Genomic DNA, 12,296 nt, shown 5'->3' on the forward strand with positions numbered 1-12,296 from the left:
TGTTGAGGCCACGGCCGACCGTGGCCGTGCCCAGCCCCGGCCCCGGCCCCGGCCCCGGCCCCGGCCCCGGCCGACGGGCGATCTCACTGATCGTGTACGGGCGTCGCGTCGCGCTTTTCCCACGTCGCGTGATGGCTTTTTGATGTGTTTCACCAGATTGAATGATGGGTTCGAGGTCCTCAGACTGGCAGAAACGCAAGGCTGCGAAAGGAGCCGCGATGTCCTCCATCGCTGCGGTGTCACGGACCTGGCTGACCGAGGCGGACTGCGATCTCGACACGTTCCGCGCGCTCGTCGAGCAGAGCACCGACCCCGCCGACCATCCCTCGGCCGAGCGGGTCGAGCTGAACGTGCCGCTTTACGACAGCGACCGGCTCCGCTCCCTGACGGCCGCTCCGGAGGGCCGCCGGGACGTGCAGGCCGAGCTGGTCCGGGCCCTTATGGAGGGCCCCGGGATCGTCGTGTTCAAGGGCGCGTTCACCGACCCGGCCGTCGTGGACCGGGCGTCAGCGGCCTTCCGGGAGCTGATCGAGGAGGAGCGGGCCGCGGGTACGGCACGGGGCGACCACTTCGCGAAGCCCGGCGCCAACGACCGTGTCTGGAACGCTTTGGACAAGATGGCCGTGCGCGCGCCGGACGTCTTCGCCGACTACTACGCCAACGACATGCTGGGCCTGATCGCCGAAGCCTGGCTCGGCCCCGCCTACCAGGTCACGTCACAGGTCAACGTGGTCAACCCCGGTGGCGCCGCCCAGAGCCCCCACCGCGACTACCACCTGGGGTTCCTGTCGCAGCGGCAGGCCGCTTCCTACCCCGCGCACGTCCACCGCCTCTCCCCCGTCCTCACCCTCCAGGGCGCGGTCGCCCACTGCGACATGCCAGTCGAGTCCGGCCCCACGCTCTACCTGCCCCACTCTCAGAAGTACGAGCCCGGCTATCTCGCCTGGCGGCTCCCGGAGTTCGTCGAGTACTTCGACGCCCACCATGTCCAACTCCCCCTCGACAAGGGCGATGCGGCGTTCTTCAACCCCGCGCTCTTCCACGCCGCCGGGCACAACCGCTCGTCGGACGTCCGGCGCATGGCCAACCTGCTCCAGATCTCCTCAGCCTTCGGCCGCGCCATGGAGACCGTGGACCGCGAGGCGATGGCCAACGCACTCTTCCCGGTCCTGTCGCACCGCAGGTCCGAGGGGGCCACCGAGGACTGGCTGCGCCGCGTCGTCGCCGCCACCGCCGAGGGCTACGCCTTCCCCACCCACCTCGACCTCGACCCGCCCGTCGACGGCCTGGCCCCGCCCTCCCAGGCCGACCTGCTCTGGCAGGCCGTCAGCGAGAACTGGGCCCCGGAGCGGCTGCGCCGCGAACTGGAGGCGGCCGGCAGGCGCCGAGGACGCTGAACCGGCCGGTGACGCCCCGTCGACCGGCCCCTGCGATCGACCGCCCGACGGCGTTGTCAGTGGCTCCCCCTAATGTGGTGACCGTCGCTGAAGTGGCGTGTGTCCGCCGGTCAGCGGCTCGATCCGCGTGAGGTGGGCCGGGGGCCGGCACGGTCGGAAGGGGTGGGGGCGTGCGCCGCTGGGAGTATGTCGAAGGGAACTCTTCGAAGTTCTGGGAGGCCGAGGCGGACGGTGCCACGGTGACCGTCCGGTACGGACGTTGCGGTACGGAGGGCCGGATCCAGGTCAAGGAGTGCGCCTCCTCGGAGGAGGCCGCCGAGTACCTGCGGAAGACCGTCGCGGCCAAGGAGCGCAAGGGATATCGGGAGGCCGGCGCGGCTCCCGTCCACGCGGCTGCCGTCGAACCAGCTGCCGCCGACGGGGGCGGCGCGCCGACTCCGATCGCCGGCGACGACACCACCGCGTCCGCATCGGCTACGGCTACGGCTACGGCTACGGCTACGGCTACGGCTACGGCTACGGCTACGGCTACGGCGGATGGTGGTTCTGAGATGCCGGTCGTCGATGAGGACACCTTCGTACTGCCGGCCGCCTGGCATCGTCACCTCCATCCGCGGCGGGGCGGTATCCGCCGCAGGCCCGCGCCTCCACGCAAGGGCGCGGCGAGCGAAGCCGAGCAGCGGCTGCGCACGGGGGCCACCTGGGTACGGCTGTACCTGGACAGCCCGCGCAGTGACGTGGACCTGGTACGGGCCGCCGAGGCTCACCTCGCCGGTACGGCCGACCCGTTGGGCGCGGCCGTGCTGGCCGTCGCCTCCGACATGGCCTGGTCGGGCTCGGTCTGTGCCGATGCCTGGGTGGAGGCCCACGGACCGGTGTTCGCCGCCCGCGCGACCGTCGAGCTCTTCGACATCGAGGCGCACTGCACCCAGCACGGCACCCGCCGCTTCGATCCGTACGTCGAGCGCGTCCCGAACAAGCCCTTCGCGGGCCAGGCCGAACGGGTGCGGGGCGTCGCGGACCGTATCCGCGCGCTGCTCGCCGCCGCCGACGAGGACACGTATCGCGCGGTGGTCGCGGCGCTCGGCGGAATGCGGAGCAGCGCCCGCAGACGAGTGGTCGTCTCGTACCTCGTCCCCACCGAGACCGAATGGCTCGACGAGTGCGCGGGCGGCCCCGAGGCGAACCGGCCACGCGGCAACGCCCTGCGCTCGATGCTGTTCTGTTCGTTCGACGACCCCGAGCAGGTCCGGCAGTTGGGCGGTGTGGCCGACCTGAGCTACGGCGCCTGGCCGATGCCGACGGTCGCCACCGTCGCCGAGGGCATCGGCACGGCGGTGGCACCCCTCGTGGCGGAGTCGTTGAGGGGCTCGTACGTCGAGTCGGACACCGTCAGGAAGGTCAACTCGATCCTGGTCGCGATTCCGTCCGACGAGGCGTTCGCCCTGCTGATGGGGCAGCTCGGCGACAAGCGGACACAGCCCTTCGTGACGAAGGCGGCCCGCCGCTACCCGAGGCGCGCCCTGCGCATGCTCGCCGAGGCCGTGGCGGCGGGCGGACCGAACACCGACGCCGTTCGGTCCGCGTTGCTGGTGCACGTGTCCGCCCACCCAGACGTGGCCCACGAGGCCCTCGCCTCCCTCTCACCGGAGGCGGCCCACGCCGTGGAAGCGCTGCTGAGTCCGCGGGACCGGGTGCCGGACGCCCCGGCCGCGTCCCTTCCCGACCTGCTCACGAGCCCTCCGTGGACCCGGCCGCGCGAGGTCGTGAAGGTCCGCACGGTCACCGTTCCGGTCGCCGAGGACGCCCCCGGGATCGTCTGGCTGCCCGGTGAACGGCAGGAGTGGGCGGACACCCCGTCCCGGGAGCGGGACTGGGCCTCGCGTTCCGAGTGGCCGGACGATCCGGACGCCCTGCTGGACGCGGTCCGCTCGGACAGGCTCGGCTCCATGGGGATCTTCCTCGACAAGCCCGAGGAGCTGGTCCGGCCACTGCTGGACGAGTGGACGCCGACGAGCCTGGACAGCGATGCCACGCTCAAGCCGATCGTCGCCCGGTTCGGCACGGACGCGCTGGGGGTGGTGCTGCGGGTGGCCCCCAAGTGGCCCGCGTCGCTCGCTCCGCTGCTGCTGCCCTATGTGAGCGTGGGTGCGGCCCGGCTGATCGCGGAGTGGGCCGTGCGGGTGAAGTCGGCGCGGGGGACGGCCCGTTCCTGGTTCCGGCGGCACGGGGAGGCCGCCGCCCCGCTGCTTGTGCCCGACGCCCTGGGCAAGGCGGGACCCGCGCGCCGACATGCCCAGCAGGCGCTGCACACCATCATGGCCCTGCACGGGGAGCAGGTCGTACGGTCCGCCGCCGAGCGTTACGGCGCCGAGGCCGTGGCGGGGATCGGGGAGCTGCTGTCCGCCGATCCGCTGCGGACGGCGCTGCCGGCGAAGCTGCCCGAGCCCGTCGAGTGGGCCGAGCCGGTGCTGCTGCCGCAGATCCTGGTGCGCTCCGGTGGCGCCCTGCCCGCCGAAGCCACCCGGCATGTGGTGACGATGCTCGCGATGTCCCGGCCGGGCGAGCCGTATCCGGGGCTGGCCGTGGTCCGGGAGTTGTGCGCGCCGGAGTCGCTCGCCGAGTTCGCCTGGGCCCTGTTCGAGCAGTGGCGGCTCGCCGGAATGCCGAGCCAGGAGAGCTGGGCGCTGACGGCGCTGGGGCTGCTCGGTGACGACGGCACGGCACGCCGGCTCACACCGCTGGTGCGCGCCTGGCCCGGCGAGGGTGCGCACCAGCGGGCGGTGGACGGGCTCGGTGCACTGGCCGCGATCGGCACCGATGTGGCGCTGATGCATCTGCACGGCGTGGCACAGCGCGTGAAGTTCAAGGCTCTCAAGTCCCGTGCCCAGGAGAAGATCGCCGAGCTCGCGGAGGCCCTCGGGCTGACCGGTGAGCAGCTCGCCGACCGGCTGGTGCCCGACTTCGGCCTGGACGCGCGGGGCACCACGGTCATCGACTACGGCAGCCGTACGTTCACCGTCGGTTTCGACGAACAGCTGCGACCCTTCGTCCAGGACCCCGGCGGCGGGCGTCGCAAGGATCTGCCCCAGCCGGGCGCACGGGACGACGCGGAGCTGGCCCCTGCCGAGCGCAAGCGGTTCATGGCGTTGAAGAAGGACGTACGGACCGTCGCCGCCGACCAGGTGCGGCGGCTGGAGTCGGCCATGGTGCAGGGCCGTTCGTGGTCGGCGGCCGAGTTCCGTGAGCTGTTCGTGGGGCATCCGCTGCTGGGGCATCTCGTCCGGCGGCTGGTGTGGCTGAGCGACACGGACGGCACGACGACCGCCTTCCGGGTGGCGGAGGACCGTACGTTCGCGGATGTCGAGGACAGCGCGTTCACCCTGCCCGACGCGGCGGCCGTACGGATCCCGCACCCGCTGCACCTGGCGGGCGAACTCGACGTCTGGGCGGAGCTGTTCGCGGACCACGGGATCCTCCAGCCGTTCCCGCAGCTGGAGCGGCGGGTGTTCGAGCTGAGTGCGGGGGACGCCGCCGGCCCGCTCCTGGAGCGCTTCGAGGGCCTCACGGTGACGACCGGCCGGCTCGTCGGTCTGGAGCGGCGCGGGTGGCGGCGCGGCCGGCCGCTGGACGCGGGTGTCGAGCGCTGGATCTCCAAGGAGCTCGCCCCGAACCGCTTCGCGGTGCTCACCCCGGACCGCGGCATCGCCGTCGGCTTCTTCGATCCCGCCGAGCAGCAGAAGGTGGAGCACATCTGGCTCGCCACCCGGCCGGGCGACTACTGGCCCAGTGACACCCACAGCATCCGCTTCGACGAGATCGACCCGGTCGCGGTGTCCGAACTGCTGGCCGATCTGGCGGAGTTGACGGCCCCATGACGGCGAAGAAGACGCCATGGGCGGCGGACGCGCTGCAGCGGCCACCCGCCGAGGTGCGCCACGCCGACGAACCGACCGCGCCGCGCGCCGCAGACAGCGGACCTCGTCCGCCCGGCTGGGAGTCGGGCCTGCGGGCGGCGCGCCGTTTCGCCGTCGGCGACGAAGGGGCGGGCATCAGAGGGAAGTTCGCGGGGAACCCCTCGCTGGTCGAGCGTTCCCCGGTGACGCCGGCGCCCCGTCGCGGGCTGAGGCTCATCGGAGAGCCGGGCACGTCACCACGGCCGGCCCCGGCCAGCGACTCTTGACCGGCTCGGCCGAGAGCGATGCCACGCAGGCCGGAAAGGCCCCCGGAAAACACCCCCGCCGCCTCGGCGGACCACGTGAAGCGGCCCTCATGACCGGCTGCCCGGGTCTCCATGAGTCGCGGGGGCGCGTGGCGGATGTCGTCGCGAGGGGTTGACGGCGCCGTGTGTGACGGCCACCTTCGATAGCGCGCACCTTGGGAGCGCTCCCACACTCCGTGTGTCGAAGGGACGGCCATGCAGATGCCTCGCCAGTTATCCCGACGGACGGTGGTCGCGGCCACCGCCGCAGGCCTCGTCGCCACCGTCGTGTCCCCCGCACGGGCCGCCGAAGCGCGGGCGGCCCGGTTCCACACGGTCGGCCGGGTCAGGAAGGCTGCCGACGGGACCGTGCAGTACAGCTGGCCCGGGATCTCCTTCGAGGGGCGGTTCCACGGGACCGGCGTCGGGGTGGTCCTCGACGACTCCGACAACGACTACGACGTCCAGGTCGACGGGACGACCGTCGCCACCCTCGTCACCCCGGGCCGGACCGTCTCCTGGATCGACGGCCTCCCCGACGGCGGACACCGCGTGCGGGTCGTGAAGCGGACGGAGAGCCCGTGGGCGGCCGGCCGGTTCGGCGGTTTCGTCGCGGCTCCCGGTGGCGCGATTCTCGCGAGACCCCGGGCGCGGAGCAGGCAGATCGAGTTCATCGGCGACTCGTACACCGCCGGTTACGGCAATGTCTCCGGCACCCAGGACTGTTCCGGCAACGGCGGGGTCAACCGGAACAGCAACGCGGATCTCGCTTTCGGCGCACTCACCGCCCGGAAGCTGGACGCCGACCACCAGATCAACGCCTTCTCCGGCCGGGGAATGGTCCGCAACTACAACGGCGGCGATCCCGGAACCGACTTCCGGACGTACTACGACCGGGCCCTGCTGAACGTCGAGGGCGATGTCTGGCGGAAGCCGGACAGCTGGCGTCCGCAGGTCGTCGTGGTCGGGCTCGGTATCAACGACTTCTCGACGCCCCTCAACCCCGGGGAGCGCTGGAGCACGACGGCCGAGCTGGTCGCCGCCTACGAGAGCGCCTTTCACGGGTTCCTCGACAAGCTGCGCGCCCGGTACGGGCGCAGGACGTTCCTCGTGGTCGCCGCGGCCCGCCTCTGGAACACCACCGCGCTCGCGGAGGCCACCCTGCGGATCGTCGAGGAGCGGGGCCGGCGGGGCGACGGCAGGGTCAGTCACTGGTACTACGACGACCCCGGCCTCGATCACCTGGGCTGCGACTGGCATCCCTCGCTCCACGACCACCGGATCATCTCCGGGCTGCTGGACGACCACCTCGCCGGGCTGTCCCTGCGCTGGTAGCGGGGCTACGGGGGTGGGCCGGGCGGGCTCAGGCCGTCAGGGCCTGCCCCGGCTGCAGCGCGGCGAGCAGGCCGGCGTGGTGCAGCGTGGCGACGGGGGCGAGGAGGTCGGGGTGGCGGAGCAGCGCGGCCGCCCGGCGGTCGAATTCGCCGGGGGTGAGGAGGCGGCGGAACTCGGCGGGTGAACCGGCCGTGCGGGGGGAACCGGTGAGGGCGGCCACGGCGGCGTGGGCCATCCCGGGGTCGGCGAGCAGGCAGGCCGCCCAGCTGGCCACGACCTCGTCCACCCAGGTCCGCCAGGCGTACTCGTCGGGTGTCAGGTCCTCGTCGAAGCCGGTGATCCAGTCGAGCCGGGCGGTGCCGCCCGGTCCCGCCACGCCGACGAGCGCGGCGTCCATCGGCGTCGGATAGCGGAGCCGGGCGGCCACGGTGACGGCCTGCCGGGCCTGCGCCTCGGCGAGGGCGCCGTCCACGGCGCCGCCGCCCGCCGGGTAGGCGCGCGTCAGCCATTGGGTGGTCGCCGCTATGAGCGGGGAGAGGTCTGCGAGCACACCGGGCCGTCCTTGGGTACTGGGGGAACGCCTGGCACAACGTAGCCGTGCGTCGTCGCGGCCGGAAATGGCGCAGGCCACGGAACGGACGTGCCCTGGGCCACATCCCCTCTTCGACGGCGTCGCACCGCCGACCACTCTCAGCCGGAAACCGTCCCGCGGACCGTGGGCGTACGAAACCCCCTACCTTTCCCACCATGAAGCTCCTGATCATCGGCGGCAGCGGGTTCCTCGGCGACGCGCTGCTGCGCCGGGCCCCGGCGGCGGGGTTCGCGACGGCCGCGACCTACTCCACCCGGCCGCCGGACACCGCGGGGGACGTCTCCTGGCACCGGCTCGACGTCCGTGATCCCGCGCAGGTGACCGGGGTGCTGGACGAGGTGGCTCCGTCGGTGGTCGTCAACGCGTCCAGCGGCGGCGCCGACTGGGCGGTCACCGCCGAGGGCGCGGTCCGGGTGGCGATGGCCGCGGCCGAGCGGGGCCGCCGCCTGGTCCATGTGTCCAGCGACGCCGTGTTCTCGGGCGATCGGGGTGGCTACGACGAGACCTGCCTGCCCGATCCCGTCACGCCGTACGGTGCCGCGAAGGCCGCGGCGGAGACCGGTGTCCGGCTGGTGGCGCCGCACGCGGTCGTGGCACGGACCTCGCTGATCCTCGGGGACGGGAGCCCCCTGTCCGTGCATGAAAGGCATGTGCACGACCTGGTGGCCGGCACCCGCGACGGTGTGCTGTTCACCGACGTCGTGCGCTGCCCGGTGCAGGTGGCGGACCTGGCCGCCGCGCTGCTGGAACTGGCCGCTTCCGACGAAGCGGGCGTCCGGCACATCGCCGGGCCGGACGCCCTCACCCGGCACGAACTGGGTGTCCTCATCGCCGGCCGCGACGGCCTGGACGCGTCGCGGCTGCCGGCCGGACGCCTGGGCGGCACCTCCCTGCGGGGAGCGCTCGACGTCCGGCTGGACAGCCGGGCGACCCGGCGAGGTCTGCGCACCCGGTTGCGTGGCGCCCGGGAGTTCCTCGCGGAACGGCGGGGTTGAAGGACGGGTGCCGGACGGTGTTCTCAGGGTGCGGTGCGCGCGAGGCCCGCCATGACCTCGACCGTGCGGTCGAGTTCGGCCTCGGTGTTGTAGTAGTGCGGGGAGAGCCGGACCAGGGGGTGGACGCCTCGGCGTTCGGTGTCGAACTGGGTGTGTTCGGGGACGGTAGTGGTGACGTTGATCCCCTGCCCGGCGAGGGCGGCGGCGACCTCGGAGGTGGGCATGCCCTGGATCTTGGCGGTCACGATGGCGCAGCGGTGCTCGCCGAGGTCGTGGGTGGTGACGCCGGGGAGGGCGTCCAGCCGGTCGCGAAGGTACGCGCCCAGGACGACGGCTCGTTCGCCGATGCGGTCCAGGCCCAGGTCGAGGGCCTGGCGTACGGCCGCGTCGAGGCCCAGGACGTTGGCGTAGCTCACCTCCCAGGTCTCGAACCGGCGGGCGCCGGGCCGCCAGGTGAAGCCTCGTCCGCCGTCCCAGTCGGCCGCCTGGATCTCGGTGACGTACGGGTCGAGGTACGCCAGCGCCTCGGAGCGCACCCAGAGGAAGCCCGTGCCGCGCGGGCCGCGCAGGAACTTGCGGCCGGTGGCGGTGAGCATGTCGCAGCCGATGGCCTCGACGTCCACGGGGAACTGGCCCACGGACTGGGTGGCGTCGAGGAGGAACGGGACACCTGCGGCCCGTGTGATCCGCCCGATCTCGGCCGCCGGGTTGACCAGGCCGCCGCTGGTGGGGACGTGACTGACCCCGACCAGTCGGGTGCGCTCGTCGATCAGATCGGCGAGGGCGGCGGTGTCGAGCTGTCCGGACGCGTCGTCGGGGACGACCACGATCTCCGCGCCGGTGCGCCGGGCGACCTGGAGGTAGGCGAGCACGTTGCTGCCGTACTCGGCCCGGCCGGTGAGGATGCGGTCGCCCGGCTTGAAGGTCAGCGCGTAGAACGCCGCGTTCCAGGCCCGGGTGGAGTTGTCGAACAGCGCGATCTCGTCGGGCCGACCGCCGACCAGCCGGGCGAGGTTCGTGTAGGTGGCGTCGATCCGGTCCCGCTCCTGCCCGGCCGCCTCGTATCCGCCGATGGCCGCTTCGAGTTCCAGGTGGGAGGTGATGGCCGCCAGGGTACGCCGGGAGAGCAGGGCCGCTCCGGCGTTGTTGAGGTGCACTCGGTTGGCGGTGCCGGGGGTGTCCCGGCGCAGTGCGTCGATGTCCATGCCCACACCCTTCCCACGCGTCAGCGCTTCGCGAACTGGGCGCGGCCCGGCTGATCGGTGTTCGGGGTGAGGGTGATGCCGCTGTCGGTGAGGGTCTGGCCGTGGATGTCGGTGACGCGGATGTCGGAGCCGCAGCCGGTGCCGTCCGCCGAGACGAAGAAGTTGTATTCCTGACGCGGCAGTTGACGCCAGGTCGTACCGGTGCGGACCTCCAGGGTGGCGACGGGGTTGCGGTGGTTGCGCACCTGGATCCCGCACCACCACTGTGTGGACCCCTCCTTTTGACATCCTCGCCTGCGTGAACGCAGGCGATTCCGGTCAGCACCGCTACGCGGTGCTCCCTCGGGTTCCTGCTTCATCGGCCCCTGCCACCCGAGGGTGGTCTGACAAGGTCTCCACAGGCTTGACGTCCCGCCAGTCCGGCGGTAGGTCCGCCAACCACGTTGTCGGACAAGGCGAATTTAGCAGTGTCGCTGCGGCCCTCCGGGCCGCTGGGTTCAGGATGCCCTACACCTCCACCCTGAAGGGTGGATCCCTGGGCAAGTGTTCGGTAGAAGGTGCCCTCGCCGGAGTAGGTGACGCCGGGCCGGACGCCGGCGTACGCCGGTGCCGTGGAGGTGGTCAGGAAGGCCGTGACGGCGGCCAGGAGAACGATTCGGCTGCGCATGTCGATGCCTTTCGAGGACGGTGGGGCGTGCTCGGGCGCCGAGATCCTGGCATCGTTGAAAGCTCAAGTGAAGCCTGGTTACGGCCATACGTCCAGAAACGCCCCGGTCGCACCCGGACTCTTGTCACCCACGGACGAACTCCGGCCCCTCGGGACTCATCTCCCGCACACAGAACGCCGATCGGCCCGGTCCGCCCCTGAGCCGCTGCCATATTCGGAAGCCACTTCGGAGGTGGCTGTGACACTAGAGGTGACGACATCCCGGGCGGGGCGGTTGGCGGAGCGGGCGGCCGGCCGTCTGCCCGACCCGGTCACTGAACGATCCGTCGACCGGACCGCCGACCGCGTCGCCGACCTGGAGGCCCGCCGGGTCCGGGCGGTCGCGCCGGCCGGACCCAGGAGACGTGGGGAGTACGGCGCCCGGGAGCGGATCGATCTGCTGCTGGACGCGGGTTCGTTCACGGAGACCGGCCTGTTCGTGCGGGCCCGCCCCACCGGGGAGGCCGCCGGGCGCCCGTACGGCGACGGGGTGGTCACCGGGCACGGCACCATCGACGGCCGGCCCGTGTGTGTCTTCGCCCAGGACTCCACGGTGTTCGGCGGCAGCATGGGCGAGGCCTTCGGTGAGAAGACCATCGCGCTGATGGACCTCGCCCTGAAGACGGGCTGTCCGGTCATCGGCCTCAACGACGGCGGCGGCGCCCGCATCCAGGAGGGCGTCACCTCGCTCGCCCTCTACGCCGAGCTGGTGCGCCGCAACGTGCGGGCGTCCGGGGTGATCCCGCAGATCTCGGTCGTCCTGGGCCCGTGCGCCGGCGGGGCCGCGTACTCGCCCGCCATCACCGACTTCACCGTGATGGTGGACGGCGCCTCGCACATGTTCGTCACCGGGCCCGACGTCATCGAGGCGGTCACCGGCGAGCGCACCGGCGCCGAGGAACTGGGCGGCGCCCGCACCAGCAACACCGTCAACGGCAACGCCCACTTCCTCGCCGCCGACGAGGTGGACGCCCTCGACACGGTGCGCGACCTGCTGTCGTACCTGCCCGCCAACAACCTGGAGCGGCCCCCGCAGTACGCGCCGGGGGCCGCGCCCGCCGGGCCGGGGCTCGACGCGGTCGTGCCGGACCGGCTCGGGCAGGCCTACGACATGCGGGACATCCTGCGCGCGGTCGTCGACGACGGCGAACTCCTGGAGATCCAGGAGCTGTTCGCGCCGAACATCATCTGCGCGCTGGCCCTGGTCGAGGGCGCCGCGGTCGGCGTCGTCGCCAACCAGCCGCTGCACGCCGCCGGTGTCCTCGACATCGACGCCTCCGAGAAGGCCGCGCGGTTCGTACGGTTCTGCGACGCGTTCGGCATCCCGCTGCTGACCTTCGTCGACGTCCCCGGCTATCTCTCCGGCGTCCGCCAGGAGCAGGCCGGCATCATCCGGCGCGGCGCGAAACTCCTGTACGCGTACGCCGAGGCGACCGTCCCCAAGGTCACGGTGGTGGTGCGCAAGGCGTACGGCGGCGGATACGCGGTGATGGGCTCCAAACACCTGGGCGCCGACATCAACCTGGCCTGGCCCACCGCCCGGATCGCCGTCATGGGCGCCGAGGGCGCGGTGGGGGTCCTGCACCGCCGCGAACTCGCCGCCGCGGCCGACCCCGAGGCCCTGCGCGCCCGCCTCGTCACGGCGTACGAAAGCACGTACGGCACCCCGTACCTCGCCGCCGAGCGCGGCTACGTCGACGCCGTCATCGCACCGCGCGACACCCGCGCCCACATCTGCCGCGCCCTACGAGCCCTGCGTGGCAAGCGCGCCCCGATGCCGGAACGCCGCCACGGCAACATCCCGCTCTGAGCACGCCGACCCCACCGTGTCCCGTCACCGCTCTGACCGCAAGCCGTCCCCGCGA

Annotated in this window: 9 protein-coding genes; 6 read left to right on the forward strand and 3 right to left on the reverse strand. The window is 72.5% G+C overall.

The features are described 5' to 3' along the window. The first annotated feature begins 218 nt into the window (after nt 1–218). From OG858_RS06335 to OG858_RS06350, 4 genes are all read left to right on the forward strand, one after another. Nucleotides 219–1,397, forward strand: a complete 1,179-nt coding sequence (locus OG858_RS06335) for a phytanoyl-CoA dioxygenase family protein (RefSeq protein WP_319265737.1) — start codon at nt 219–221, stop codon at nt 1,395–1,397. Nucleotides 1,398–1,567: 170 nt separating this feature from the next. Next, complete coding sequence (locus OG858_RS06340) at nt 1,568–5,275, forward strand: DUF4132 domain-containing protein (RefSeq protein ID WP_328545061.1); 3,708 nt, start codon at nt 1,568–1,570, stop codon at nt 5,273–5,275. Beyond that, entirely contained in the window at nt 5,272–5,580 is a 309-nt protein-coding gene (locus OG858_RS06345; RefSeq protein WP_319265741.1) for a hypothetical protein, read from the forward strand. Before OG858_RS06340 ends, OG858_RS06345 begins: the two co-directional genes overlap by 4 nt. 234 nt (nt 5,581–5,814) lie before the next feature. Further along, the gene (locus tag OG858_RS06350) at nt 5,815–6,933 is read left to right on the forward strand and encodes an SGNH/GDSL hydrolase family protein (protein WP_319068482.1); all 1,119 of its coding nucleotides are present in this window, start codon (nt 5,815–5,817) and stop codon (nt 6,931–6,933) included. Nucleotides 6,934–6,961: 28 nt separating this feature from the next. Here OG858_RS06350 and OG858_RS06355 read toward each other — a convergent pair whose 3' ends face one another. Then, nucleotides 6,962–7,483: a hypothetical protein gene (locus OG858_RS06355; RefSeq protein WP_328545060.1), complete on the reverse strand. Its 522-nt coding sequence runs from the start codon at nt 7,481–7,483 to the stop codon at nt 6,962–6,964. Nucleotides 7,484–7,680: 197 nt separating this feature from the next. Between OG858_RS06355 and OG858_RS06360 the strand changes: the two genes are divergently transcribed. Beyond that, a complete protein-coding gene (locus tag OG858_RS06360; RefSeq protein ID WP_319265745.1) occupies nt 7,681–8,520 on the forward strand; it encodes an SDR family oxidoreductase in 840 nt (279 codons plus the stop codon). A gap of 23 nt (nt 8,521–8,543) precedes the next feature. On the opposite strand, the gene OG858_RS06365 is transcribed toward OG858_RS06360, so the two are convergent. Continuing rightward, nucleotides 8,544–9,725 carry an aminotransferase class V-fold PLP-dependent enzyme gene (locus tag OG858_RS06365; RefSeq protein WP_179201493.1) on the reverse strand — a complete coding sequence of 394 codons (1,182 nt, stop codon included), beginning with the start codon at nt 9,723–9,725 and terminating at the stop codon, nt 8,544–8,546. A 20-nt stretch (nt 9,726–9,745) separates the two neighbouring features. Beyond that, on the reverse strand, nt 9,746–9,970 hold the full coding sequence (locus OG858_RS06370) for a hypothetical protein (protein ID WP_408059379.1): 225 nt from the start codon (nt 9,968–9,970) through the stop codon (nt 9,746–9,748). Between the two features lie 720 nt (nt 9,971–10,690). On the opposite strand from OG858_RS06370, the gene OG858_RS06375 reads away from it, so the two are divergent. Next, on the forward strand, nt 10,691–12,241 hold the full coding sequence (locus OG858_RS06375; RefSeq protein WP_086748188.1) for an acyl-CoA carboxylase subunit beta: 1,551 nt from the start codon (nt 10,691–10,693) through the stop codon (nt 12,239–12,241). Nucleotides 12,242–12,296: the final 55 nt, after the last annotated feature.

Source organism: Streptomyces europaeiscabiei (assembly GCF_036346855.1).
In the GTDB taxonomy this organism is placed as follows: domain Bacteria; phylum Actinomycetota; class Actinomycetes; order Streptomycetales; family Streptomycetaceae; genus Streptomyces; species Streptomyces europaeiscabiei.

Excerpts from the sequence above, each read along its gene's own strand:
- OG858_RS06365 (WP_179201493.1), bottom strand. The coding sequence starts at position 9,725 with ATGGACATCGACGCACTGCGCCGGGACACCCCCGGCACCGCCAACCGA.
- OG858_RS06345 (WP_319265741.1), top strand. The coding sequence starts at position 5,272 with ATGACGGCGAAGAAGACGCCATGGGCGGCGGACGCGCTGCAGCGGCCA.
- OG858_RS06335 (WP_319265737.1), top strand. The coding sequence starts at position 219 with ATGTCCTCCATCGCTGCGGTGTCACGGACCTGGCTGACCGAGGCGGAC.
- OG858_RS06350 (WP_319068482.1), top strand. The coding sequence starts at position 5,815 with ATGCAGATGCCTCGCCAGTTATCCCGACGGACGGTGGTCGCGGCCACC.
- OG858_RS06360 (WP_319265745.1), top strand. The coding sequence starts at position 7,681 with ATGAAGCTCCTGATCATCGGCGGCAGCGGGTTCCTCGGCGACGCGCTG.